The sequence below is a fragment of the Stenotrophomonas sp. 116085_Sma genome (assembly GCF_056479585.1).
Map to the genome: position 1 here is coordinate 110,698 of NZ_CM151057.1, position 23,877 is coordinate 134,574.

The 23,877-nt window shown below is 69.2% G+C and carries 21 protein-coding genes; 8 read left to right on the forward strand and 13 right to left on the reverse strand.

All coding sequences use genetic code 11. The annotated features are described in order from the left end of the window. Positions 1-34 precede the first annotated feature (34 nt). Positions 35-424 carry an I78 family peptidase inhibitor gene (locus ACZK0Z_RS00565; protein ID WP_049430928.1) on the reverse strand — a complete coding sequence of 130 codons (390 nt, stop codon included), beginning with the start codon at positions 422-424 and terminating at the stop codon, positions 35-37. 112 nt (positions 425-536) lie between these two features. On the opposite strand from ACZK0Z_RS00565, the gene ACZK0Z_RS00570 reads away from it, so the two are divergent. Then, positions 537-1,595 carry a DNA topoisomerase IB gene (locus tag ACZK0Z_RS00570; RefSeq protein WP_049430896.1) on the forward strand — a complete coding sequence of 353 codons (1,059 nt, stop codon included), beginning with the start codon at positions 537-539 and terminating at the stop codon, positions 1,593-1,595. A 22-nt stretch (positions 1,596-1,617) separates the two neighbouring features. On the opposite strand, the gene ACZK0Z_RS00575 is transcribed toward ACZK0Z_RS00570, so the two are convergent. Then, on the reverse strand, positions 1,618-1,926 hold the full coding sequence (locus ACZK0Z_RS00575; protein ID WP_049430894.1) for a hypothetical protein: 309 nt from the start codon (positions 1,924-1,926) through the stop codon (positions 1,618-1,620). 196 nt (positions 1,927-2,122) lie between these two features. Between ACZK0Z_RS00575 and ACZK0Z_RS00580 the strand changes: the two genes are divergently transcribed. The 3 genes from ACZK0Z_RS00580 (at position 2,123) to ACZK0Z_RS00590 (ending at position 5,590) form a co-directional block, all read left to right on the forward strand. Beyond that, the gene (locus ACZK0Z_RS00580) at positions 2,123-3,229 is read left to right on the forward strand and encodes an SDR family oxidoreductase (protein WP_197620571.1); all 1,107 of its coding nucleotides are present in this window, start codon (positions 2,123-2,125) and stop codon (positions 3,227-3,229) included. 123 nt (positions 3,230-3,352) lie between these two features. Continuing rightward, the gene (locus tag ACZK0Z_RS00585; RefSeq protein ID WP_197633663.1) at positions 3,353-4,774 is read left to right on the forward strand and encodes an XVIPCD domain-containing protein; all 1,422 of its coding nucleotides are present in this window, start codon (positions 3,353-3,355) and stop codon (positions 4,772-4,774) included. A 3-nt stretch (positions 4,775-4,777) separates the two neighbouring features. Next, complete coding sequence (locus ACZK0Z_RS00590; protein WP_197633662.1) at positions 4,778-5,590, forward strand: hypothetical protein; 813 nt, start codon at positions 4,778-4,780, stop codon at positions 5,588-5,590. Here the strand turns inward: ACZK0Z_RS00590 and ACZK0Z_RS00595 are convergent. Next, on the reverse strand, positions 5,549-6,646 hold the full coding sequence (locus ACZK0Z_RS00595; protein ID WP_049430925.1) for a serine hydrolase domain-containing protein: 1,098 nt from the start codon (positions 6,644-6,646) through the stop codon (positions 5,549-5,551). The genes ACZK0Z_RS00590 and ACZK0Z_RS00595 overlap by 42 nt on opposite strands. Before the next feature lie 191 nt (positions 6,647-6,837). On the opposite strand from ACZK0Z_RS00595, the gene ACZK0Z_RS00600 reads away from it, so the two are divergent. Together ACZK0Z_RS00600 and ACZK0Z_RS00605 are read left to right on the forward strand one after the other, a co-directional pair. Next, a complete protein-coding gene (locus ACZK0Z_RS00600) occupies positions 6,838-7,224 on the forward strand; it encodes a BlaI/MecI/CopY family transcriptional regulator (protein WP_049430885.1) in 387 nt (128 codons plus the stop codon). 3 nt (positions 7,225-7,227) lie between these two features. Beyond that, the gene (locus ACZK0Z_RS00605) at positions 7,228-9,219 is read left to right on the forward strand and encodes a M56 family metallopeptidase (RefSeq protein WP_197633661.1); all 1,992 of its coding nucleotides are present in this window, start codon (positions 7,228-7,230) and stop codon (positions 9,217-9,219) included. A gap of 67 nt (positions 9,220-9,286) precedes the next feature. On the opposite strand, the gene ACZK0Z_RS00610 is transcribed toward ACZK0Z_RS00605, so the two are convergent. The 5 genes from ACZK0Z_RS00610 to ACZK0Z_RS00630 all read right to left on the reverse strand — a co-directional run bounded on the left by ACZK0Z_RS00610 (position 9,287) and on the right by ACZK0Z_RS00630 (position 15,393). Beyond that, positions 9,287-9,601, reverse strand: a complete 315-nt coding sequence (locus ACZK0Z_RS00610; protein WP_197633646.1) for an I78 family peptidase inhibitor — start codon at positions 9,599-9,601, stop codon at positions 9,287-9,289. A gap of 66 nt (positions 9,602-9,667) precedes the next feature. After that, entirely contained in the window at positions 9,668-10,696 is a 1,029-nt protein-coding gene (locus tag ACZK0Z_RS00615) for a ribonuclease H-like domain-containing protein (RefSeq protein ID WP_197633645.1), read from the reverse strand. Next, positions 10,693-13,182 carry a DEAD/DEAH box helicase gene (locus ACZK0Z_RS00620; RefSeq protein ID WP_197620653.1) on the reverse strand — a complete coding sequence of 830 codons (2,490 nt, stop codon included), beginning with the start codon at positions 13,180-13,182 and terminating at the stop codon, positions 10,693-10,695. The genes ACZK0Z_RS00615 and ACZK0Z_RS00620 overlap by 4 nt, the downstream gene beginning before the upstream one ends. 145 nt (positions 13,183-13,327) lie before the next feature. After that, entirely contained in the window at positions 13,328-14,728 is a 1,401-nt protein-coding gene (locus ACZK0Z_RS00625) for a hypothetical protein (RefSeq protein ID WP_336339890.1), read from the reverse strand. Then, positions 14,659-15,393, reverse strand: a complete 735-nt coding sequence (locus ACZK0Z_RS00630) for a hypothetical protein (protein WP_197633643.1) — start codon at positions 15,391-15,393, stop codon at positions 14,659-14,661. The genes ACZK0Z_RS00625 and ACZK0Z_RS00630 overlap by 70 nt, the downstream gene beginning before the upstream one ends. Positions 15,394-15,581: 188 nt before the next feature. On the opposite strand from ACZK0Z_RS00630, the gene ACZK0Z_RS00635 reads away from it, so the two are divergent. Together ACZK0Z_RS00635 and ACZK0Z_RS00640 are read left to right on the forward strand one after the other, a co-directional pair. Then, positions 15,582-16,067, forward strand: a complete 486-nt coding sequence (locus ACZK0Z_RS00635; RefSeq protein WP_049430869.1) for a hypothetical protein — start codon at positions 15,582-15,584, stop codon at positions 16,065-16,067. 39 nt (positions 16,068-16,106) lie between these two features. After that, positions 16,107-16,781: a hypothetical protein gene (locus ACZK0Z_RS00640; RefSeq protein WP_049430867.1), complete on the forward strand. Its 675-nt coding sequence runs from the start codon at positions 16,107-16,109 to the stop codon at positions 16,779-16,781. Positions 16,782-16,888: 107 nt separating this feature from the next. Here the strand turns inward: ACZK0Z_RS00640 and ACZK0Z_RS00645 are convergent, their stop codons facing one another. From ACZK0Z_RS00645 to ACZK0Z_RS00665, 5 genes are read right to left on the reverse strand one after another with little or no spacing between them, the layout of a single operon-like run. Continuing rightward, positions 16,889-18,697, reverse strand: a complete 1,809-nt coding sequence (locus tag ACZK0Z_RS00645; protein ID WP_197633642.1) for a hypothetical protein — start codon at positions 18,695-18,697, stop codon at positions 16,889-16,891. Beyond that, positions 18,694-20,859 carry a hypothetical protein gene (locus ACZK0Z_RS00650; protein ID WP_049430863.1) on the reverse strand — a complete coding sequence of 722 codons (2,166 nt, stop codon included), beginning with the start codon at positions 20,857-20,859 and terminating at the stop codon, positions 18,694-18,696. The genes ACZK0Z_RS00645 and ACZK0Z_RS00650 overlap by 4 nt, the downstream gene beginning before the upstream one ends. Beyond that, complete coding sequence (locus ACZK0Z_RS00655) at positions 20,856-21,977, reverse strand: BatA domain-containing protein (protein WP_197633641.1); 1,122 nt, start codon at positions 21,975-21,977, stop codon at positions 20,856-20,858. Before ACZK0Z_RS00655 ends, ACZK0Z_RS00650 begins: the two co-directional genes overlap by 4 nt. Continuing rightward, entirely contained in the window at positions 21,974-22,870 is an 897-nt protein-coding gene (locus tag ACZK0Z_RS00660; protein WP_197633640.1) for a DUF58 domain-containing protein, read from the reverse strand. The genes ACZK0Z_RS00655 and ACZK0Z_RS00660 overlap by 4 nt, the downstream gene beginning before the upstream one ends. 7 nt (positions 22,871-22,877) lie before the next feature. After that, positions 22,878-23,861 carry an AAA family ATPase gene (locus ACZK0Z_RS00665; protein WP_106550558.1) on the reverse strand — a complete coding sequence of 328 codons (984 nt, stop codon included), beginning with the start codon at positions 23,859-23,861 and terminating at the stop codon, positions 22,878-22,880. Positions 23,862-23,877 lie beyond the last annotated feature (16 nt).

Here is a 23,877-nt window from a genome sequence, read left to right on the forward strand (position 1 = left end):
GCGCCGGCAACCCAGTGCCGGCGCGGGGCCGGACTCAGCCGCAGCGCGTGCCGCTGACCGCGCCCTTGTCGTCCACTTCGATGTTCAGGCGGTCGCCGAGGAACTCCATCGTGGCCACATCATTGGGCTTGAGCACACGCACCTGGCTGGCCCCGGCATCTTCCTGCGCCTGCTTACCGAGGGCATCGGTGTAGGCCTGGCCGACCAGGCTCTGCACCTGGCTGGCATCGCAGGTGCCGACGGGCGGTGCCTCGGTGGCCTTGCCGGCGTCGTCGGCCGGTGCCTTGGCGGCTTCGGCGGCCTGCTGGGCGTGGGCCGTAGCCGAATCCTGTTCATCCAGCGCCGGTGCCTGGCAGGCGGTCAGGGCCAGCACGGCCGGCAGCAACAGGACGGAGAGCGAACGGGCGCGAATCGGAAACGACATCATGACTCCGGAAGGGGTTGTGAAAGCCCGAGCATAGCGGCGAACCGACCCTCACGTGTTTGTCTTGTGTTATCGACAGGATCACTGCGCCGCACCAGTGACACTGCCGGACATGCCAACACCCCCCACTCCGGAACAACAGGCCGCGCGCGCTGCGGGCCTGCGCTATGTTGATGACACCCAGCCCGGCATCAGCCGCCGCCGCGCCGGCAAGGGGTTCAGCTACCGCGATGCCGACGGCCACGCGCTGCGCGATGCCACCACCCTGCAACGTATCCGTGCGCTGGCGATTCCGCCGGCCTACACCGCAGTGTGGATCTGCGCCCATGCCAACGGCCACCTGCAGGCGACCGGCCGCGATGCGCGCGGGCGCAAGCAGTACCGCTACCACCCCGACTGGGCCGCAGTGCGCGACGCCGGCAAGTTCGACCGGGTGATCGCCTTTGGCGAAGCACTGCCTGCGCTGCGGCGCCGGCTTGGCCGCGATCTCAAGCGCAGCGGCTTCCCGCGCGAAAAGGTGCTGGCGGTGGTGGTCGCGCTGCTGGCCGACACCCTGGTGCGGGTAGGCAATGAAACGTATGCCAGGGAAAACAAATCCTTTGGCCTGACCACGCTGCGCAACCGGCACCTGGACCTGCTGCGCGGCGGGCGCGTGCGCATGCGCTTCCGCGGAAAATCCGGGCAGCTGCATGAAGTAACGGTCGGTGACCGCCGGCTGGGCACGCTGGTGCGCGGTGTGCAGCAGTTGCCGGGCCAGGCGCTGTTCCAGTACCGCGACGACGACGGTGTCATCCAGCCGGTCGATTCCGGTGCGGTCAACGATTACCTGCGCGAGGTGATGGGAGAGGACTTCACCGCCAAGGATTTCCGCACCTGGGGCGGCACCCTGGCCGCGGTACAGGCGTTCGCAGCCACCGAACTGCCCGAACCGGCCAGCCAGCGCGCGCTGGCCAAGGTGCAGCGCGAGGTGGTGTGCAAGGTGGCGGCCCAGTTGGGCAATACGCCTGCGGTGTGCCGCAAGGCCTATATCGACCCTTGCGTGTTCGCCGGCTGGGAGCGCGGCGAACTGGCGAAACTGGCCGGCCTGCGTGGGCCGCGCCAATGGGAACAGGCGACGCTGAAGGTACTGCGCCGCGCGCGGCGGCTGGCCAAGCGCAGCGCCACGACGTAGCGTCGAGCTTGCTCGACGGCTATTAGCCGCAATAAATGGCCGTGATGTTGTTGGTACGGCCCTTCTCGATGGTCAGGCGGTCACCGCCTTCGTGCGCCGGTGGCACCCGCGGGCCGTCATGACGCAGCACCTGCACGTGCAGGCTGTCGCTGTCCACGCGCGCGCGTTCAACGGTGGCGGCCGAAGCGGCCAGGCCGAGCGCACCGCGCACCATGTCGCTGTGGCACTGGCCGGAAATCACCCCGTCGATCGGCTGCACCTGGGCCATCGGCGTGCTGCTGCAGGCAGCGAGGGCAAGGCTGAGAGCGGTGGCGGCGATGGCAGCTTTCATGGAGGCGTTCCTCGTGTGGTTGCGTGCAAGGGTGCGACGGCGCGCGTGGTGGCGGAATGAATGCCGTGCACATGCTGGACACGGTGCGCTCACTGCCGCCGACAGCGCGGTCAGGGACACTGCAGTTGCGGCGGATGCCGCCCCCGGTAGTGCCGGCCGCTTGCCGGCAGCCCCTTTCCCTCCCGAGGAGATCTGCATGGCCACGAGCAAGAAGCTTCCCACCCGCCGCAAGGCATCGCCGAAGGTGCGCAAAGGCAGCACCGCTACCACGACCGCCGCCGACCCGGACCGCCCACGCGTGGTGAAAACCGCAACCCGCAAGGCCGCCGCCAGCGATCCGCGGGCGGCGCGCGTCGCGTCGCGGCAGCGGCGCCTGCAGGACCAGGAAAAGGCCAAGGACGCGCGGGCGGCAAAGAAGGCCACGAAGAAGCGCGCGACCCAGGCCGGTACCCGCAGGCAACCTGAGGTCATGCCCGCCCAGCAGCTGCCCAAGCCCGGGCATGAACACGAACTTGAGCTGGCGCCACGCTTCCTCGCGCCGGACTACGCGGGCAGCGGCAAACTGCAGGGCATGCGCGCGATCATCACCGGCGGCGATTCCGGTATCGGCCGCGCGGTCGCGGTGCTGTTCGCACGCGAGGGTGCGGACGTTGCAGTGCTACATCTGGACGAGGCGGAGGACGCGGACATCACCCGCCAGCACGTGGAGCGCGAAGGCGGTCGCTGCGTGGTGATTGCCGGTGACGTGCGCGATCCGCGCTTCTGCAACAAGGCGGTGAAGCAGGTCGCCAAGGCCTTCGGCGGCATTGACATCCTGGTCAACAACGCCGCGTTCCAGCTGCACTGCGAGCGGCTGGAAGACCTCGAAGACGCGCACTTGCAGGAGACCCTGCAGACCAACATCGGTGGGTACATCCAGATGGCGCGTGCGGTGCTGCCGCACCTGGGCGAGGGCGCCAGCATCATCAACACCGGTTCGGAAACCGGCATTTTCGGCAGCAAGGCGCTGATCGACTACTCGGCCACCAAGGGCGCGATCCACGCGTTCACCAAGTCGCTGGCCAGCCAGCTGCTGCCACGTGGCATCCGGGTCAACTGCGTGGCGCCGGGGCCGGTGTGGACGCCGCTGAACCCGGCCGACAAGCCGGCGGAGGACGTGGCGGAGTTCGGCAAGGACAGCGACATCGGCCGGCCCGCACAGCCCGAAGAACTTTCTCCGGCCTACGTATTCCTGGCCTCGCCGGTCTGTGGCAGCTACATCAGTGGCGTGATCCTGCCGGTGATGGGCGGGCCGCGAGGCTGAACGGCCCTACTGCGTGGAGTCTGCTGAATGGGGCCTCGCGCAGGTGTGTGGCGTGCGTCAAAGGCTGCGCCGGTGCGGCGGGGTAGGCTGGACTCCCATACCGATCACGTTCAAGGAAAGATCATGCCGGAGATGGATATCAACGCAGCGGCCGATGAAGTCGTCGCCCTGCTGCGGCAGAACGACGCCCGTGGCGCGGCCGCGCGCCTGGAGGCCCTGCACAACGGCCAGAGTGCAGTGGTGCAGGAATCGCTGGATCGCTACATCGCGGCGCGGGGTGCCACCGAGCTTGAGGCCCTGCAACGCAGCGGTGGCGTATCCGCCGCGGATGCGGCCACGGTCAACCCGATGCTGGATCGCCTGGCTGAGGCGACGCGCCCTCCGCGCATGCCCGATGCAGCAGAGACCGCAGGCCTGAGCCAGGCCCAGCAGTACGACGTGTACGGCAGCATCGTGGCCCAGCGCGGCAGCGCCGCGGCAAACGATGCGATGGCCACCCGGGATCGCGTGGTGCTGGGGTTGCGTGATGAGAACCGCACCACCGAGGCGCGCGGGCGTGGTGTCTACGACGACCGCATCGTGGTGCTGTGGAAGGATGCGCAGGGCCACGGCCATGTGCGCGAGTTCAACCAGGCCACGACGGAGCCGACGGCCCAGTACGATGGTCACGCCAAGACCACGCCACGCAGCCCCGGCTTCGGCAACGTGGCGCCGCGCACCAAGACCGAGGGCGAGGACGTCAACGGCGACCGGGTCAAGGATCTTGGACGGTTGGGCGAAGGCACCACCGAGATGCGCGCAACAACCCATCCGCGAAATGGCCATCCCGATGAATTTGCACTGCGCCCTTCGCAGGACGCGATCACCGCAGGCGCCGGCCGTGTGGAGCGCGACAGCAATGGCGACGGCTGGTTCGATGCGCGCGATACCCAGGGCGTGCAGGACCTCAACGACACCTTCAAGATCCATCGTGGCAGCCGGTCCAATACCGATTCGGCGGGCTGCCAGACCATCGGCGGCGGCGAGTACGACGACTTCGTGTCGACGGTGCGCGGCACGCCTGGGCAGAACCGTTGGCAGTACGTGCTGACCTCGGTTGCACCCGGCCAGGCGCGCGAGCTGGGACAGGACGCGCCGCTCGCGGCCAATGACGATCCCCGTCAGCCGCAGCATCGCGACCATGCCCTGCAGCAGCAGATCAGCACGCACCTGCAGGCCCTGGGCGGACGCTACGCCGAGCATGCCGATGACTACAGTCTGGTGATGCTGCGCGAAGCGAAGGCCGCAGGCATGACCCGGGTCGACCAGATCGTGGCCAGCAATCCCAGTGGTGGCCGCGCTGCGGGCGAGACACTGTTCCTGGTGCAGGGCAGTCCGGGCGACCCCGCGGCAGTGCGCGCAGGCGTCAACGCGGCCGAGGTGCGCGAGACTACGGTGGAAACCAGCCTGCGCCAGCTGCAGCAGCAAGCGCGCGAACAGGGTGCACCGGTACCGGCGCCGGCGCCTGCACAGCAGCAGGAAGTACCGGCGATGGGAGGGCGTTGAGCGATGATCCGATCACACCTGATGCCGAGCGTTTCGTTGATGTTGTTGCTGGCCTGCAGCGCCTGCGCGCCCGCTGGAGAGCGTGTCGCGCCGGCAGCGCCCACCGCCAGCCCGGCGGCGAACCCGGAGGCCTTGCCTGCGCAGACCCTGCCCACTGATCGTGGACTGCCCGCACTGCCGGAAGCCTCCGGCAGCGCCCATCCCGGCGGTCGCTACGCTGCGCTGCCCGAACCTGCCAGGCAGGTGCTGATGCAATTGAAGTGCAACGTGGAAGGTGCCAGCAATGTGCAGGTGCTTTCCATTCCCGCGCAGGGGGGCCGGCAGGATTTCATGGTCACCGATCGCAGCGGGCCGCGTTTCCGTTACTGGATACGGTCGTTCTCCAGTAGTGGCGGCACCACGGGCTATCTGGTGCAGCTGCGGGACTGCCCAGCCAGCACCACCGGCATGCGCGCCTACATTGCACAGGGGGCGGCACCGCTGCAGGACGTCACCGCATCGCTGCTGGCGCAGGCAGGGCTGCCTGATGCGGCGACGATGACGGCATACCAGGACAAGGGCGCGGGCGACCTGTTCGCCTTCATCGGGCCGCTGGACAAGGTGCCGGTGCTGCGCTGGGTGGCCGAAGCCGACCCCGAGCAGCCATTGGCCGCCGACGCGCGCAGCTTCGACCATGGCAATGCCATCCACGGCGGTTTCCTGCGCTGGAACCAGGATCACTTCGAAGTGGCCAGGACCGTGCCGGCCGGGCTATGGCCCTGCGATGACAGCCCGTTATTGCCGTGCAAGGGCGACCCGTTCGTGACTGGGCGTTGAGGCATCGCGCGCATAGAAATCGGCAATGCGCGGAATGAACTGCTGCGGATTGGCACCGACAAGATTGGTCAGCACCACCACCGCCACGCGGCGCTCGGGATAGACCACGAACGCCGAGCGCGCACCGCCGATACCGGCCACCTGAAGGTCGGGCGATGCGCGCAGTACCGGCCAGCCCCCCGCCCACGGGCCGGCACGGCCATCCGCCAGGCGCTCTGCGCTCCACATCCGACGCAGGGCCGTCTCCGGCAGCAGACGGCCTTCGGTCAGCGCGACCAGCCAGCGCGCGGTGTCGTCGGCGGTGGTGAGGATGCCGCCACCGGCCCACAGCGAAGGCGGTATGTCGTAGAACCAGTGCGACAGGCGGGACGGTGCATCGGCAGCGTCGGTGGCTCGCGGGGCCAGGCTGTACATCGTCGCCGCATCCGGAATCAGGTCGTAGCTGTCGCCGAAGGTGGTGCGGGCCATGCGCGCGCTGCTGAACTGGCGGGTGGCGAGGAAACGTTCGTAGGGCATGCCGGATTGCTTCGCGATGATTCGTGCCAGCAGTACGTAGTTGGTCTGGTTGTAGGCGAAGCGCTGCCCGGGTTCGGCTTCGACCGGCTGCGCAGTGACGGCCGCCCACGCCTGCGCTTCTGAGCCACCGCCCAGCAGTCCATTCGCATCAAGGATGTCCGGAAGGCCGGAGGTATGCGCCAGCAACTGGTGTACGCGCACGTCTCTCCACGCTGGCGGAAGATCATCCAGGTAGCGCGAGGCCGGCGCGTCCAGATCCAGCTGCCCCTGCTGGGCCAGCTGCGCGGCGGCCACGCCGGTGAACGCCTTGGTGGCCGAATTGAGTGGGAAACGGGTGTCGCGCGAGGCAAGCACACCGTTCTCCACGTTGGCCAGCCCGTAGGCCTCGGACAACACGGTCTGCCCGTCCTTGACCACCGCGATCTGCAATCCTGGGATGCGCCGCTCCAGCATGATCTGGCGGATCAGGCGGCGGGTCTGGTCGTTGGCCTGGTCCTGGCTGGCAGAGACGGCGGCGAAGGGCAGTGCACTGATGAGCATGAGCAGGACTCGGAGCATTGGGTGGGACATGCGGAATTCCAGCCGGGCGTTGCGGATGGGATGCAGCGGGCGGATCCAAGGTTTAAGCGCTCGGTGGTGCCTACCGTTCGTCGGCCCATGACTTCCGGGGGGTTGACTACAGCTGTCGTCAAGCTGACAGTGACGACACATGTAGTCAAGGGAGTGGTGTCATGCGTGGCAAGACCATCGGGGACCAGGAGCTGGCCCTGCTGCAGTACATCGATGAACATGCGCCGGCCAGCGTCGGCGAGGTCGCCAGTGGCTACGGGGAGGCCCGTGGCCTGGCCCGTTCCACCGTGCTGACGATGATGGAGCGGCTGCGGGCGAAGGGGTACCTTCAGCGCCAGCAGCAGGACGGGGTCTACCGCTACCAGGCCACCCGTGGCCCGCAGAGCGTGCTGCAGGGTGCCGTGGCCCAGTTCGTCGACAACACCCTGCAGGGGTCGGTGTCGCCGTTCGTGGCCTACCTGTCGCAGCGCCAGCAGGTCAGCGACAACGAGCTGGCCGAGCTGGAAGCGCTGGTCGCCCAACTCCAATCGCGTCGCCACGAGGGCTGAGCCATGGACACCACGATGCTGATCCCGATGTTGGAACGGCTGGGCTGGACCAGCCTGCAGACCGTGCTGCTGGTGGCCCTGGTGTATGGCCTGTGCCGCGCGCTGCCGTCGCTGTCGGCGGCCACCCGCTGCCGCCTGTGGTGGCTGGTCTCGCTGCAGGCCGTGCTCGGCCTGTTCTGGAGCCAGCCGTTGCAGCTGGCCTGGCTGCCGGCCCCCCAGGCCGTGGCGATGACTGCAACCGAAGTGGTCACCGAGACACTGCACCCGCTGGCCCCGCAGGCCTCGGCGCAGGTGCTGGCGGCGATGCCGATGCCTGCGGCGGACGTGCCGGCGGTGGCCTGGTGGGCGATCGCACTGGCCGCGCTGTGGCTGTCCGGCGTGCTGCTGATGGCGTTGCGCACCTTCGGTGAGTGGCGCCGCTGCCGCGCACTGCTGGCTGCGGCCTATCCCTGCGAGGACCAGGCGCTGGTGCAGGCCCTGCAGCTGGCCTCCGATGCGCACGGTGTGCGCCCTGCACCGCGGCTGTGGATGAGCACTCAGGTGGACTCGCCGCAGCTGGTCGGGCCGTTCCGCCCGGTGCTGCTGCTGCCCGCAGGTGACAATGCGCTGCAAGGCGACGCGCTGGACCTGGCGCTGACCCACGAACTACAGCACCTGCAGCGTCGTGACCTGCAGTGGGGGCTGCTGCCCGCATTGGCCCAGCACCTGTTCTTCTTCCACCCGCTGCTGCGCCTGTCGGTGCGCGAATACGCCCAGGCCCGCGAGGAAGCAGTGGATGCGGCCGTGGTCGGCCAGCACGGCGCCAGCCGCCAGGCCTATGGCCGCCTGTTGCTGCAGCTGGGCGTGGCCCCACAGCCGCACCTGGGCGTGGCCAGCGCCGCACCGAGCACCACCAGCCTCAAGCGTCGCCTGCTCTCGCTGCAGTCGCACCGGTCCTGCCCGCGCCTGCTGGCGATGGCGTTGACCGCTGCCGTGGTGGTGGTGGGCGTGGCGCCGATGCGCCTGGTTGCGGCCCCGGTGCCGCCGGCACCGCCTGCGCCGCCGGCCGCACCGAAGGCCGTGGTTCCCCCGCCGCCGGCGCCGAAGGTTCCGCCTGCACCGCCGATGTCGGCGCGTGCGCCGGCGGTGCCGGTGGCCCCTGCGCCGCCCGCCGAGCCCGCCGACGTTGAGGAGCTGTCCGGCCCGGACGATGCGGATGTGGCGGTTGACGTGGATGTCGACGTCGACCCGGGCATCGACGGCGGCCGCAGCACCTCGCGCAGTTCCTCCATCACCACCTACGGGCGGCTGGATCTGGGCACGTCGCCGCCGCAGGCGTTCGTGCTGGTGGATGGTGATTCGACCTTCGCCAACGGCGGCATCGACGATGTGACGCTGGCACGCAAACAGCTCGGCAAGGGCCCGGCGCTGTGGTTCCGCCAGGGCGACAAGCGCTACGTGGTGCGTGATCCGATGATGATCCAGACCCTGCAGCGTGCCTACAGCGGCGCGGTCGATCTGGGCCGCCAGCAGAGCGAACTGGGCCGCCAGCAGAGTGCGCTGGGTCGCGAGCAGGGCGAACTCGGCAAGCAGATGGGCGAGATGGGGCGTCTGCAGAGCGAGGAGGCACGCCGCATCGCACTGGCCGCTGCCGAGGCCGCGCGCAACGCGATGGCCGCGCATGACATCAACCGCGAGGCGGCGGCGGAAGCGGCGAAGGCGGCGCGCGGTGCGACCAGCGATATCGCCGTTGCGCGAGAGGCTGCGCGCGAGGCCGCCGCCGAGGCACATCGTGCGATGCAGGAAGCCCGCAGCGAGGCCGCGCAGTCCGGCCGCACCCGTGACATGCAGCGCCTGGCCAGACAGCAGTCTGAACTGGCCAACCGACAGGCGGCACTGGGCAGCCAACAGGCCGCGTTGGGCGAGCGTCAGGCGCGCGTGCATGCGCAGGCATCGCAGCAGGCACAGCAGGTGATCGCGCGCGCACTGGCCAGCGGCAAGGCCGAGCGACTCTGAGCGGTAGTGCCGGCCGCTGGCCGGCAATGTGGGGTGCCGGCCAGCGGCCGGCACTACCCTGAGGCGATCAACCGCAGCTGGCGCGTTCGATGCGGTTCTGCGCATCCACCTGCACGGTCACGCGGTCCTGGCGGAAGTCCATGGTCACCGCCATGCCAGGCTTGACCACCCGTGCATTGCGCGCGCCGCTGGCGCTGACCAGCTGCTTCACCGTGGCTTCGTCGGCGGTCTTGCCGGTGAAGGCTTCAAGCTTGTCGGGCTGGCACTCATGCGGACCGTCGGCCGCCGATGGCGGCGTGGTCTCATGCGCGGTACTGCTGCCCGCATGGCTGCAGGCGGCCAGAGACAGGATGGCGAGCAGGGCGAGGGGACTGAGGCGCATCGTCGGGCTCCAAGCGTGGATGGTGGCGGCAGTGTCGCCGCTGCCACCGTCAGGCCGCGTCAACGCCTACTGCCCGACCAGCGCCAGCGTCTCGCGCTCGCGCTGTTCCTCGTGCACCAACCGTTGCAGCAGCAGGGCCAGCGTCACCACGTCCTGGTGGTTGTGGTCGGCCACCCGGCGCAGGTTCACCGCATCGCCACCACGCAGGAAGCGCAGCCATGCGCCCGGCGCCTCAGAACCGGGCAGATCGTCCTCGCGCACCACGCGCAGCAGCTGGCGTTCGATGGTGGACAGCTTGCAGTTCTCCCAGCTGCCACGATAACGGCGGCGGGTGGGGTAGAGCAGGTCGACATGGTCCAGCGCGCTGATCGGGTCGCGTTGCCGGGCCAGCCGGTAGCGGGCCTTCAGCAGTGGCGCATCGTAGCTGCGGCCGTTGTAGCTGCAGAACACGGTGGTCGGCTGCAGCCAGCTGGCGAAGGTGGCCAGCATCGCGTCTTCCGCAGCCATGGTGGACATCAGCAGCTGGCGGATGCGCAGGCCTTCGCCGCGTTGCGGGCACACATGCCAGTCGGCGGCCCCGATCATGAAGGCGCGGGTGCCGGTGCCGCCGGCCAGGCCGGTGGTTTCGGTATCGAAGAACAGCAGGTCGCGCGCGGCCACGTGCTGGCCTTCGCGACGGGCGAAATCCAGCGACAGGGGCTGCGCCGGAATCGTCTGCGGCTGCAGCGATTCGATCAGGAACAGACCCGGTGCGATTTCTTCGCCGGGTAGTTGCCGATCCTGTGCACGGGCATGCACCGGTGCAGGGCCGCCGCGTGTGCGCAGGCCGAGCAGGCGATGCAGGCTTCCCACCTCCGGCCGCCGCAACGTTGCCGGCGCCGGTGTCGGGGCACAGGCCGCAGCGCCGGTCGGCTTGTGGCGGATCTCCTGTTCGACCCAGGCGAACACCGAGCGCTCGACCGGCGGCTGTTGCGCATCGTTGGCGGCCCGCGGTGCCGCAGGTGCAGCAGGAGCGTCCGGTGCCGCCGGTACGGCGGCTTTCGGGTCGCCGGCCTGCTTCCGCAGCAGGCGCAGCTTGTCCAGGCTCAGGCTCACGGTGCCAGCAACTCCATCGGCTCGCGCGTGGTCACCACCACGTCGCGCACGTACTGGCAGGCTTCGGCATCGAACAGGTCCAGCACGCGCAGCGCCAGCGCCCGCGGCGAGGTCTCATCGTCCTCCTGTGCGGCCAGCACCGGGCCGACACAGGCCGGGCAGCCGGCCTTGCAGTCGCAGCGCTGGACCAGTTCGCGCGCGCGCTGCACCAGCTCGGCCTGGCGCTGCCACAACGGCTCGCTGAGGCCGACGCCACCAGGGAAGTTGTCGTACAGGTACACGGTGGGCACGAACTCCTGCAACAGCTCGACAACGCCAGGATCACCCTCGCTGCCGCGCAGCTGGCCACGGCCGCTCTGGTCGGCGATTGCGAACCAGGAACCATCGCCGTTGCCCACCGACTTCTGCAGGTCGCGCGCATCGGCCATCACCGCCACGGTGGCGACGATGTGCAGCGCATAGGCCGCGCCGAGGAATCCATCCAGCGCATCCTGCTTGCTGGCGAAGGCGCGCAGCAGCAGCGCCTGTGGCAGCTGCCACCACACCGCAGTGGTATGCAGTTCCTGGTCGGGCAGGTTCACCGGGCCGTAGCCGATGTTCTCGTGCGTGTAGTAGCGGATCTTCTTGTAGCCGGCCACGCGGCGCACTACGTGCACTTCGCCGTGGTGCGAATCGCCACGGCCGGCCACGCCTCCATCGAAGCGGTCCAGCACCTTGAGCTTGGTGAAGTCGATGCTGTCGGTGTAGTAGTCCACATGCGTGCGGGTGACGTAGGCCTTGCGCCCGTCCCAGTCCAGCGTTTCCACCTGGTACGGGGTGGACTGCACCATGTGGATGGCGCCTTCGTACAGGGTGAGCGCCGCGGCGGAGTAATCCACTTCGGCGATGATCTGCTGGCGGCCATCGCTGCGGTCGACCACCACGAAGTTGCCGTCGGCCACGGCACGCAGGCTGACCGCATTGGCCGGATAGCTGTCGGCGATCCATTCCCAGCGCTCGCCTTCGCGATGGATGACTTCGGTTTCGGCCAGCGCTTCCAGGAACACTTCCGGATCGATCGGGCCGAAGCCATCGCCGACCCGGAACGGCAATTCAAAGGCCGCGCAGCGGATGTGGTCGAACAGGATCAACGGCTGGTCCGGCGCGATGCGCGCATGTTCGGGCGAGGCCTCGGCAAAGAAATCCGGATGCCGCACCACGTACTGGTCCAGCGGCTGCGAGCTGGCCACCATCACGCCCAGCGCGGGCTGCTGGCGGCGGCCGGCGCGGCCGAAGCGCTGCCAGGTGGCGGCCACGCTGCCGGGGTAGCCATTGAGGATGACCACGTCCAGACTGCCGATATCCACGCCCAGTTCCAGCGCCGAGGTGCTGACGATGCCGTCGATGTTGCCGGCGCGCATCGCCCGTTCGGTCTCACGGCGCTCGGTGGGCAGGTAGCCGCCGCGGTAGGCACGGATGCGTGGCGGCTTGCGCGGGTCGTGGTCGAAGATGTCCTTCAGGTACTTGGTCAGCACTTCCACCATCAACCGGGTCTGTGCGAACACCAGCGTCTTCAGCCCGGACTTGATCGCGATGCGCGCGATCCGGTTGCTCTGCGAGCGCGCCGAGGCGCGCAGGCCGAGGTCGGGGTTGATCACCGGCGGATTCCACAACAGCACCTGTTTCGGCCCGCTGGGCGCACCGGATTCAGTAATGGCAGTCGCCGGGGCCTCGATCAGCGCCTCGGCATGCGCCTGCGGGTTGCCGATGGTGGCCGAGCACAGGATGAACTGCGGTTGCACGCCGTAGAACGCACAGATGCGCTTGAGCCGGCGCAGCACGTTGGTGACATGGCTGCCGAACACGCCGCGGTAGGTATGCACTTCGTCGATGACGATGTAGCGCAGGTTCTCGAAGAACTGCGCCCACTTGGTGTGATGCGGCAGGATCGCCTGGTGCAGCATGTCCGGGTTGGACACCACGATGTCGCCATGCAGGCGGATCGCCTGCCGCGCATCGCCAGGGGTGTCGCCATCGAAGGTGAAGGCCTTCACCCCCAGGTCGCCGGCGCGGTTGAGTTCCAGCAGTTCGGCCACCTGGTCCTGGGCCAGCGCCTTGGTCGGGAACAGGTACAGCGCCTTGGCCTTGTCCTGCATGGCCGCGCTGACCACTGGCAGGGTGTAGCACAGCGACTTGCCGCTGGCGGTGGGGGTGACGATGGCCACGTGTTCGCCGCGCTGGCTGGCCTCCCACGCTTCAGCCTGGTGGCTGTAGAGCTGCTCGATGCCACGGGCCTTCAGCGCGGCGGCCAGGGCCGGCGGCACTGAATCGGGAAGGGGCGCGTAGCGGCCTTCGCGGCCCGGAATGGCAAAGCTGCCGGTGATGCGGTCCTGGTAGCGGCGCTGCAGCCGCGCACTGAGCAGGGCGCCATCGCGGGCGGGCAGGCCGTCGCGGGTGGCGAGCTTCTGCTCGGCGTCGGCGGTGCGCTTGGCGAGTTCGTAGGCCATGGAAGATGGAGCCAGTACGGATTGCGAGGGGTCACATGGCACCACATCCACGTCTCAGGATGTGAGACACCGGCGTGGGATGCAGTGAACCATTCAGAGCGGGACCCGAGGAGTGGTTGATCCTTCTGCTGGCTATCGCGATGTGTCAGTCGTCGCGCATGTGGCTGGCCAATGCGCGACGCTGCTGCTCTGCCCGGAGCCCACATCGCATCAGGATGCGCAACTGGACGAGCAGCAACAGCACCGCCAGCAGCCGCCACGTGCTGCGTACCAAGGCGCTGGCAAGTGGGGATGATCCCGAGGCTGTGTCGATGTCCACATGCAATGCGTGGCCTTGCTGCGAAGCGTTGACGACCCAGCCTGCCATGTCGAAAGGCTGCGGGTGTACCAGCCGGTCGCTTGTCAGGCCCAGCGCCTGCCAGGGATCGCTGGCGGCAGCCCCAGCAAGGGTCGGGCGGGGCCGGTGCTCCCGCAGGATCACCCCGGGCGGGGCATCGCGATAGGCATGGGTGAGTTCAGCCAGCTGCTGCCTGGCAATACTGCGGCTGACGGCGCGCTGCAGTGCGTGCAGGGCAGCCATGTCGGGCGTGGTCAGGTGCAGGGCCGCGTCGCCTGAAGCGTCGATTCGTTGCATGGACGCTGCAAACCCCCTCCAGCCATCTCCCGGCGGGACCGCCTCGTCAGGAAGTGCTGCGCTGCGCCGTGCAACCGGCGTCGCCAGCAGTTCCATCACGCGCTCGCGGAAGTATCCACAGTCCGGCAGGCCCGCCTGGCATGCCAGCTCCAGTCCATCCACCAGCTGACGGCTCCCCAGCACGGCATGCCTGGCATCCTGCCGTGCGCTCAGAAACAGGGCGTCAGGTGCGTGCAGTGATACACGAACCTTCAACAGGGACTCATCGCCAAGGGCCGCGATGGCGGGCGGCAGCGCGGCCGGCGGTGGCGCAACGGGGGATGTTGTCCAGACCCGTTGCCCGCAGTCGAGGATCGCAGGTGCCTCTCTGTCTCCTGCCCAGGACCGCTGCACGCCACAGGTGGCCAGGCCGGTCAGCTGCACCTTGTCACCGCGCCTGGGGGGATCGGATAGCAGATCAGAGGGCACTGCATCGGTCCGGACGCGTGACGGCCGCAGTGCATCCGCCGAGGCACGCAGGTCTTCAATGACGCCTTCGCCGTTGCCCAGGGACCACAGCGTGACGATGACCGCCACAGTCAGCCACAGCAGGTGCCTGGCCCAGGGAAGACGAGGGTGACGCAGCGCCTCCTTGACCCGGGACGGGCCGGGTGACACCGCCAGCAGTGCACGATCCTCCTCGCGCACGTCGGCGGTGACGGTGCGACCAAAGGGCAGCACGCCGGGTTCGCACCAGTGGCGAGGGACGTGCACTTCGACGGTATCGACGAAGACCCGTGGCACGTCACCATCGATCTGACCATTGCCCTGCAGTACCGGGCCGGACAGGACACCCTCGATCCTTACCACCTGCGCCGGCGGCGGCAGCGGGCGCGTTCCCTGCCGCCGCAGCGCCACTGCGACCCCGGCCATGGCCGCGCCACCGGCCAGCAGCCCCCAGGCGATCCCCAACGCATCTGACCACCCACCCAGAACAGGGTGGATGCAAGCACGATGCACACTGCGCTTGATATGCCCAGCCAGCGGGGTTGGCGGAGGGAACGTTCTGCCTCCGTCTCCTCGCGCCGGGTGCGTGGGCTTCCCTGCGCAGTGTCCACCGTGCAGGGCCCGGGCGTGGGCTGCCGGGTACCCCTCTCGAGCCAGACACATCGGTCAGTCTGCGCCTGCGTTTCACGTTCACGCTCGCCGGTGATCGTATGGCCGTTCAGCCAGACGACCAGGGCGAATGAGCGACCCAGCACGACATCCGCACGGTTCCGCGCGGACAGATGGCGCCGCATGCCATACGGCAGCAGCACCGGCACGCTGCCCAGTCGCTCGATCTTCGTGTGTGCGTCGACCTCGCGCAGGCTGTGCTCGCCTTCGATGCGGTACACGCTGTTGGACGGGCCGAGCTGGCCGGTCAATCTGAAGGGCTCGAGAGCGTCGTATTCGGCGCTGTCCAGCTGGCGCGCCGCTTGCGAGCCTCGAAGCCTTCGCAGGGCGCGATGATCGAGCTGTCGCTGATGGAATTCGGTGGCGGACAGGGCGAGGGCGAGCAGCAGCACGCAGCCAATCACCAGCAATGAAAGGGGCATGAGTGTGCTCCGGCAGGTCGAACCTGACAGGTTCAAGGGTTCGGCATCGAAAACCAATGCAACTCGTTGCGGATTGGGCCATCGCCCGCTGAACGCCTGCGCGCGGCCACAACGAAATCTGAAGCAGCGATGCGTATCCTCACAGCCTGGACGCAACAGACGGGGCAAGGGCCGTGGCACGACGTGGAATGCAGGGAGCAGTGCTGGCCAACCTGATGCTGGCGGGCCTGGCGCAGGCGCAGCAGGCGGTGCCCGAGGCTGCGCCTGCTCCTTCTGCAGACGCGCCCACGGTAGCTACCGCGCCGGTTTCCACCACCCTGCCGCAGGACAACGTCACCACCCTTGGCGAAGTGCGCGCACTCAAGCCGGAAGACGAGCCGCTGGACCTGTACCGCTTCAAGAATCCCGTGAAGTTCGGCGACAACCGCTTCAGCCGCGACTGGAGTGAACCACCGTCGCCGGAACAGGTCAGCATGGGCGGCGGCTACATCATGATGGGCGTGGTCAAGGGCGTGATGGCAGCTGCAAAGGGCGTGAACAAGCTTACCGGTGGACCGGCGCAGATCCAGGCTGCGGTGGCGCGGCCACCGCCGGAACTCAGTGCCGAACAGCAGCAGCGTGCGCTGCGGTTCTCCGAGGAGCAGGGTGCCGGTGACCCATCGCCGGTGAAGTAGGCCGGTATATCCTGCCGGCATCCCCATCGGTGCCATGCCATGTCCCTGCGTTCGTTCTGCCTGCTGGCCGCGTTGCTGCCCGCCTCTGCCTTTGCTTCCGATATCGCCGATGACGGCGCCTGCCGCAACGGCGCGTTCCCGTCCGAACAGAGCCGGTTTGCACTGGCGCGGGTGGTCGACGCACCGCGCCTGTACCTGCTCGGCGACATGGACGGCTGCCCGGGCAAGGGCGAGCCGGCCTGCCGCCAGCGCAGCTATGTGGTCAACGGCGATACGGTGGTGACCGGGCGCGACCTGGGCGGTTATCGCTGTGCGTTCTTCCCGAACAAGGTGGGCGGCAGTGCGGGCTGGGTGGACCGCAGCAAGCTGCAGCCATTGCCTGCGGTGGTGCCGTCGCTGCGGGACTGGGCGGGCAACTGGAAGGATGGCGACAACGGCCTGCACATCTCGGTGCAGGGTGCACAGCTGCATGTGGAAGGCGACGCCTACTGGCCCTCTGCAAACCCCACGCCGGAACAGCGTCCGTATGGCCCCAACATGGGCCAGGTCGAAGCGCGTGCGACGCCACGCGGCGCCGATGTGGAGTTCGCCGAAGACACCTGCAGGGTGCGTGTGCATTCGCTGGGCGAGGTGCTGATCGTGGCCGACAACAGCGAGTGCGGTGGCATGAACGTGCGCTTCAATGGCGTGTATCGGCGCGTGGGAAAACGTTGAAGGGCGCATGAGGGACCAGTAGATCCACGCCATGCATGGATGCTCTTTGCGATCCAATCGGCCGGGGTCAGAGCCCTTTCGCGGGCGAAAGGGATCCGACCCCGAAGTCACCGCCGCCGTTCCAGCCACCACAGCAGCGAGGCGCACAGCACGAAGGCCAGCCACCATGGCCAGCGCGAGCCAGCCACCGGCTGCGTGGCCTGTGCATTCGCGGGCGTGCTGCGGGCCAGCGCCTGCGTGGTCGCATCGATCATCGCCTGCCGATGCAGTGCGGGCGCGTCCTTCGGGTCGAATGCATAGCGCCAGACGATACTGTCCCCATGCTGCAGGCGCTGCCAACCTGCGCCACGTGGCCACCAGCCGGCACAACGCAGCGCCGATGTCGCACCATCGACGATCAGCGGTACGCCGTCGCCACGCGGGTTGAAGGCCTGCAGCGGCGCCTGTACGCCACACAGCGCCTGCCGTTCGCCGGCCCAGGCAATCGCTTGTGGTGACCACAGCGCATCACCGCTGCCCTGCGCACGTGCCAGCGTGGCAACCACGCCGCTCCACAGTTCGCCGTGGCGGTCATCGCGGCCCGCCAGCACCCAACGCCAGCTGTCGGTGATGGGCAGCAGGCCGATGCGTCCCTTGCCGGCCGAGCGCCAGCCGCCGACGGCCTTGCCATCAAGACCCTGCAGCAGTGCGTTGCTGCCCGGTGCCTGCAATGCCAGTGCTTCCAGCGAAGGCAGCGCAGCGCTGTGCGAGCTGCGGTCGGCCTCTTCGCCGTAGCCGGTTGGCAGTGTGCCGGCGGCAAGCGGGCCACGGCGCGCGGCAAGGACCGCGGTGTCACCGTCGCCGGGAAGTTCGAGGGTGTGGCTGCTGCCATCGCCCTGCACGGGCAGGCCAAGATCGTGCAGGCGCTGGCGCGCGCTGGCCGAAGGTGCCCCCGCACTGCGTACCAGTACACCCAGACCGTCGCGCAGCGCCTGACGCACGGCGGCCAGCTGGCCTGCACTCAGGGCCGCCAGGCCGCGTTCGTCCAGCAGTAGCAGGTCGCCGCGCGCCAGCGTTGCAGCATCGAGCGAAACCACGCCATCGCCCACGCTGAGCCCTGCACCGGTATCGGCCTGCACCTGCACGCGCAGGCCCGCGTCAGCGGCCCAGCGCCGCAGGTACTTCAGTTCCGGGCCGGGCGCGCTGGCACGCACCAACAGGCGCAGGGGCGCTGCCGGCAGGGTCTGCTGCGGCACCGGTACGGTATCCACCACATGGCCTTCGGTGTCGAGCAGGCGCAGCCGGAATACGCTGCGGCCTTCGGCGCGGGCGATGCCAGTGAGCTGGACGCGGCCGTCTTTGGCAACGTCCGCGCGATCGACCACGGTGTCGGCCGGGTCCAGCAGCTCGGCCTTCGCCTTTGCCGCGCCACGCGCCTGCGCTTGTACCTCGAAGCGGCCACCGGGAGCAACGTCGGCCGGTGGCTGCAGCGCGACCCAGCCGCGCGGTGCGGGTGCTGCCTGCCAGCGCACGTCGCCCGGCAACGTCGCGTCGCGATCGCGTGCGACCAGGCCGGCGCCAACGAGGGTGAGCGTGGAGGCGGGGTGTTGGCGCAGCCCGGTGGCCAGGTCGGGGATACGCTGCCCATCAGGTACAACGCCCGCTTCCGGCAACAGCAGCAGCGGACCTTCGCTGGCCGGCGGTGCGCCCACCTTGTCGGCCTCGGCGCCGAGCACGACCAGGCCGGCGGCCGGTCGCTGATGGGGAGGTGGCACCAGGCAGAAATACAGCAGCGTGGCAGCGGCGATCTGCAGCGCGATGACGACCCAGCGGCGGCCTGGGTGCGTTGTGCTTCCACGCAACTGGCGCACGCTGGCGATGACCACGACCAGGGCGAGCAGCAGCGCAATCCACAGGCTCGAACCGGAGGCGTTCATGGCTGCGCCTCCAGCGCGTCGAGATACCGTTGCCCCATCGCATCGGCTGCACTGCGCCGCATTACCTGCGGCAACGGACGCTGCAGGGCACGCCACAGCTGCGCACGCAGGCGCTGGCGGCAGTCGCGGCAGCCGGGCTCGATGCGCAGCTGTTCGATGGCGGCAGCCAGGTCCAGTGCATCGGGCAGGTAGGTAGCGTTGCGTTGCTGCCAGGTCGCGAGCGCATCGAGATCGGGTGTGCCGATGTCATCGCCGAGACGCTGCCAGGCTTCGACAATGGCCGGGTCCGGCGGCGTGCGTGCGGCCAGCGGCAGTTCACGGCTGGACAGCCCGGCGCGATCACCACCCAGCCGGCGGCCTTCATCGATGGGGGGCAGCTCCGGCCCGACCCGGGCCAGGTAGATGCGCTCGGCCTGCTGCACCTGCTTGATGAAGCCCAGCGCCTTGTAGGCGAATGGCAGCGCCTGCTCCGGCCGGCCCTGGCGCAGCTCGCCTTCAGCCGACCACATCTGGTCCAGCGCGGCCTTCAGCGTGGCACGGGTCTGCGGGTCGAGCAGGGTCGCCGCCTCGGCGTGGTCGTGGGTGTGTCCGTACTCGGAAAGCACGTCGGTCGCGCTGCCGAACACCGGCGGGGTATCTGCGTTGGCTGTACCGCCATGGTCATGGCCATGGTCGTCGTGCGCATCGGCCTGCGCGCCATGGTCGTGCTCGTGATCGTCGTCGTGGCCATCTGCGGTCGGCGTATCGCTGGTGGGCAGGTCGCTGGTCGGCGGCGGCTTCGGTGCGCCTTCGCTTTCCTCGCCCAGGAACTGGCCGTAGCGCAGGCGCAGGATGCGCTGGTCGACACCGATCGCATCGCTGCGCTTGATGAAGTCATCGGCGGCGAGACCGCGCCGCTGCCGGATCAAGGCCTCGGCATCGATGATGATCTGTCGCTGGCTGCGGAAGTAGGCCGGCAGTGTCTTCCTGATACGGCCTTCCAGCTCGGCACCCAGCGCAACCTCGGCACTGGGCAGGCGCAGGATCACACTGCTGCTACGTCCCGCCTGTGGTATGGGCGCGTGGTTGTCGCGCACTTCCAGCTGGGCGATCACATCGTTGCCAGGCTGCGCACCCAGCGCGGCGAGGTCGAGCGTATGCGCGAAGCGTCGTGCGGTCGGCGCGCCACTGCCGGTGAGGCTGACGCTGCGACGGACGAAGGTGATGTTCTCACCGCTGCCCTGGGTGGTCGTGATCGACAGCGTTGCCTGTGCAGCCACGCCGTAGTCGTCGCCGGCCTCGAAGCGCAGCGACCATTGGCGCTGTCCGGGCGAGGCCAGCACCAGGCTGGCCGCCGGTTCCAGCACGCGCACGGAGGGTGCACGGTCGGCTACCACGTCCAGCCGATGCAGGCGGGTCTCGGCCAATGCCGGTTCGCTCACCACGCGATACAGCACCGGCGCGCGTGCCACGTCCTGCGCCTGCCATTGGCCGTCCTGTTCGTTCAGCGGCAGGCGTCGGCCATCGTGGAACTGCAGCCACGCCTTGTCCGGTGCACGGTCGAAGCGCAACGACCACGACAGGCGGCTGTCGGCGGCAACCTTGGCATCCAGCGCATTCTGGGTGAGCGTGGCCTGGCCGGTATAGGCCGGTGCGTCGATGCGCAGGCGGGTGGACTGCAGGTGCAGTGGGCCCGCGGGCGGGGTGCCGCCGTGCGACGTGGGTGCAGCGGTGGCGGGGCCGCTGTTCGAGCGCGGCCAGCCGAATGCCAGCAGTGCGATGGTCAGGCCCGCAATCCAGCACAGGGCCAGCGCCGCACGCGGCCAGCGCGGTCGCAGCTCCGGCATGCGGCGCTCCAGCGTGTCCAGCACGTGCGTGCGTTGGCGCTGCTGCAGCGGATTGAGCGTGGCGGTCTCGGCGAACAGCAGGTCCGCGCTGTCCTCGCTGGCGCCGCTTGCATCAAGTTGCCGCTGCAGCCACCGACGGTCGAGCTGCCGGGCACGCGCCGTCGCAACGGCGGCGCAGGCGAGCACGACGAGCGTCCCGACCACGCAGGCCAGATCGAAGCCGGACAGGCGCAGCGCCAGCGCGGTGGCGGCCAGCGCCAACGGCAGGCCAAGCAGCAGGGTGATCAGGGCGCGTCGGCGTCGCGCGCGCTGCCAGGCACGTTGCAACGCGTTCATGCTGCCACCCTGCGCCGGGCGCTGCTGGCCATCCAGCGTTCAACGGCGAACAGCAGCACGACGGCCAGCAACAGCCATGCGGTCGGCTCACGCAGCGGCGGCGTTGCGGCCGGCAGAGCGGTCTGGCGGGGCGCGTGGTCTGTTGCATCCCCCACGCGTGGGGGCGATGGCGGTTGCAGTGCCAGAAGCAGCGAGCGTGGCAGCTGCGCGTCGCGCAACGCGGCATGGGTGGTGATGTCCCAGTCACCGGGCAGTGACAGCAAGCGTCCGTGACCGACGCGCTGCTGCCAGAGCAGCGGCGCGCCATCGGCGCTGCGCAGCAGCACACTGGCCTCGGTGGCAGGTTTCGCAGCGCTCAGTACGCTGCCGCCGTCGCGCAGCCACGCCTGCCAGTGCGGCGGCAGTGCGTCGCTGCGGCTCCAGACACCGATCTCGCCGCGTTCGTGCAAGGCATCGGCCGTCAACGGTGCCGAGGGTGCCTGCACGCCCCAGGCCCGCTGCAGTGCACCGATCCAGCGCTGCACCCCGGCGGGCGCGTTGGCGTGCACGCGCAGCCGTGGCGGCGTCGTGGCGGCCTGTGTGGCTGTGGCCGCCACGGCATGTGGGCGCCACTGCACATCGCGCGACAGCTGCAGGCGTGCGCCGTCCAGGCCGGGCAGCGGATCGGGCATGTGCACGGTCAGCGCGGTACCGGCCGGCAGCTGGGCATCCAGTTCGCGCAGCAGGCTGGGCAGGGAGGCATTGGAGGCCAGCGGTGACTGGTCGATGGAGGGGAAGCCGGTTGCCAGCCAATGCCAGTTGCCATCGTTGACGGTGCCACGCAGTGCGGCGGCATCCAGTCCTGGGGCCACCACGGTCCACGCAGCGGGGACCGGCGCAGGGCCCGTCAGCGCCGGGCGCGCCAGCAGCAGCGCCAGCGCGGCCAACAGCAGCAGGCGCACCAGCAGCAGCGGCCAGTCATCGAAGCGGATGCGCTGGCGCGGTCGGATCTGCGCGCGCAGCCAGCGCAGCGCGGCGAAATCCAGCGGCGTGTACGGATGGCGGCGGGCGAGGTGGATCAACAACGGCAGCAGCCATGCGGCGAGCGCGGCCAGGCCCAGCGGGAACAACAGGTTCATGCGCCGCCCCCACGGCCGAACAGCGCCTGCAGCGGCTGGTCCAGTGGCTGGTCGAGCCAACCGCTGGCGCTGGCGATGCCACTGGCCTGCAGGCGCGCCTGCAGCGCGCTGCGTGCATCGGCGAAGCGCTGCAGGTAGTCGGTGCGGATCGCCACGCCATCGCCCAGCAGTTCTTCGCCGGTCTCCGGGTCGCGGAAGCGGTGGCCGGCGTCGAAGGGGAAATCGCGTTCGTCAGCGGTCAGGATCTGCAGCAGTGCCACTTCGCGGCGGGCGCTGGCTAGTTGTTCCAGCAGCACGATGCCGGCCTCATCGAAGCCATCACCGATCGCCAGCAGCAGGTCGCCTGGACGCACCCGTTCCCATAGCGGGCGCAGGCGATCAGGTGCAGGCCAGCCGCCGCGTGCCTGCAGCGCCTGCGACTGCAGATACACACGGTCGCGCTGGCGCGCGCCGTTCGCCGCGGGCACCAGTTGCAGGCCATCGCCATTGATCGCCAGCAGGCCGAAGCGATCACCCTGTTGCAGGGCCAGTTCAACCAGGCATGCGGCCACGCCACGCATGTGGTCCAGTCGCGTGCGCTGCGGTGCCGCGCGATCAGCCTGGCCGGCCGAGGCGGTGGCATCAAGCAGCAGCCAGACCGTTATCGGGCTTTCGCGTTCGGACTCGCGCACGAAGAAGCGGTCCGAGCGCGCATACAGCTTCCAGTCGATCTGGCGCAGTTCGTCACCCGGTTCGTACGCACGGTACTGGGCGAATTCCAGGCCGGCACCGCGGCTGCGGCTGGCGTGCTGGCCGATGCCGCTTGCCCCGCTGGCCAGGCGCGGCCGCAACCGCAGCAGGCGCAGGCGCGCACGCAGTTCCGGCGGCAGGGTCAACGGCGTACCTGCGTTCACGCGTGGCTCAACCCGGGAACGGCACAGCCTGCAGCAGCGCGGCGACCACGTCGTCGGCACGCTTCTGCTCGGCCTCGGCGGCGAACGACAGCAGCAGGCGATGGCGCATCACCGGCGCGGCCAGTGCCTGCACATCCTCGCGGGTGGCGGCGAAGCGGCCCTGCAGCAACGCGCGTGCCTTCGCCGCCAGCACCAGCGACTGGCCGGCACGCGGGCCCGCACCCCACTTCACCCACTGGTTGATCGCCGCCGGTGCGCCTTCGCCAGGCCGGCTGGCACGTACCAGGCGGGTGATCCAGGCCAGCACATCGGGGCTGACATGCACCTGGCGCACCGCGGCCTGCAGTGCGATCACCGCCTCGGCATCCATCACCTTCGGCACCGTGTCGGTGGCGCCGCCGGTGGTCTGCTCCAGGATCTGCCGTTCCTCGTCCTCGCTGGGGTAATCCACCAGCACGTGCAGCAGGAAGCGGTCCAGCTGCGCTTCCGGCAGCGGGTAGGTGCCGGCCTGCTCGATCGGGTTCTGCGTGGCCAGCACGAAGAACGGCGCCGGTAGCGCATAGGTGGTGCCGGCGTAGCTGACCGTGCGTTCCTGCATGGCTTCCAGCAGCGCCGCCTGGGTCTTGGGTGGGGTGCGGTTGAGTTCGTCGGCGAGCAGCAGATTCGTGAAGATCGGGCCCTGCTGGAAGCGGAAATGGCGATGACCGGTGCCGTGGTCTTCCTCCAGCAGCTCGGTGCCGAGGATGTCGCTGGGCATCAGGTCGGGGGTGAACTGCACGCGCCGGAACTGCAGTTCCAGGGCCTGGCCGAGCGAGCGCACGAGCAGCGTCTTGCCCAACCCGGGCGCACCTTCCAGCAGGCAGTGGCCGCCGGCCAGCAGGCCGATCAGCAGCTGCTCGACCACGGTGTTCTGGCCCACCACCGCGCGTGCGAGCGCAGCGCGCAGATCGTGCAGGCGCGGCAGCAGGGAATCGAGGTCGGGGGCGGTCATGGGCGTGCAGGTCCTA

Coding starts and splice junctions, on each gene's coding strand:
- ACZK0Z_RS00580 (WP_197620571.1), top strand. CDS start 2,123: ATGGCCACGAGCAAGAAGCTTCCCACCCGCCGCAAGGCATCGCCGAAG.
- ACZK0Z_RS00610 (WP_197633646.1), bottom strand. CDS start 9,601: ATGCGCCTCAGTCCCCTCGCCCTGCTCGCCATCCTGTCTCTGGCCGCC.
- ACZK0Z_RS00645 (WP_197633642.1), bottom strand. CDS start 18,697: ATGAACGCCTCCGGTTCGAGCCTGTGGATTGCGCTGCTGCTCGCCCTG.
- ACZK0Z_RS00620 (WP_197620653.1), bottom strand. CDS start 13,182: ATGGCCTACGAACTCGCCAAGCGCACCGCCGACGCCGAGCAGAAGCTC.
- ACZK0Z_RS00570 (WP_049430896.1), top strand. CDS start 537: ATGCCAACACCCCCCACTCCGGAACAACAGGCCGCGCGCGCTGCGGGC.
- ACZK0Z_RS00575 (WP_049430894.1), bottom strand. CDS start 1,926: ATGAAAGCTGCCATCGCCGCCACCGCTCTCAGCCTTGCCCTCGCTGCC.
- ACZK0Z_RS00630 (WP_197633643.1), bottom strand. CDS start 15,393: ATGCCCCTTTCATTGCTGGTGATTGGCTGCGTGCTGCTGCTCGCCCTC.
- ACZK0Z_RS00565 (WP_049430928.1), bottom strand. CDS start 424: ATGTCGTTTCCGATTCGCGCCCGTTCGCTCTCCGTCCTGTTGCTGCCG.
- ACZK0Z_RS00655 (WP_197633641.1), bottom strand. CDS start 21,977: ATGAACCTGTTGTTCCCGCTGGGCCTGGCCGCGCTCGCCGCATGGCTG.
- ACZK0Z_RS00600 (WP_049430885.1), top strand. CDS start 6,838: ATGCGTGGCAAGACCATCGGGGACCAGGAGCTGGCCCTGCTGCAGTAC.
- ACZK0Z_RS00585 (WP_197633663.1), top strand. CDS start 3,353: ATGCCGGAGATGGATATCAACGCAGCGGCCGATGAAGTCGTCGCCCTG.
- ACZK0Z_RS00625 (WP_336339890.1), bottom strand. CDS start 14,728: ATGGCCGGGGTCGCAGTGGCGCTGCGGCGGCAGGGAACGCGCCCGCTG.
- ACZK0Z_RS00650 (WP_049430863.1), bottom strand. CDS start 20,859: ATGAACGCGTTGCAACGTGCCTGGCAGCGCGCGCGACGCCGACGCGCC.
- ACZK0Z_RS00635 (WP_049430869.1), top strand. CDS start 15,582: ATGCAGGGAGCAGTGCTGGCCAACCTGATGCTGGCGGGCCTGGCGCAG.
- ACZK0Z_RS00605 (WP_197633661.1), top strand. CDS start 7,228: ATGGACACCACGATGCTGATCCCGATGTTGGAACGGCTGGGCTGGACC.
- ACZK0Z_RS00595 (WP_049430925.1), bottom strand. CDS start 6,646: ATGCTCATCAGTGCACTGCCCTTCGCCGCCGTCTCTGCCAGCCAGGAC.
- ACZK0Z_RS00590 (WP_197633662.1), top strand. CDS start 4,778: ATGATCCGATCACACCTGATGCCGAGCGTTTCGTTGATGTTGTTGCTG.
- ACZK0Z_RS00665 (WP_106550558.1), bottom strand. CDS start 23,861: ATGACCGCCCCCGACCTCGATTCCCTGCTGCCGCGCCTGCACGATCTG.
- ACZK0Z_RS00640 (WP_049430867.1), top strand. CDS start 16,107: ATGTCCCTGCGTTCGTTCTGCCTGCTGGCCGCGTTGCTGCCCGCCTCT.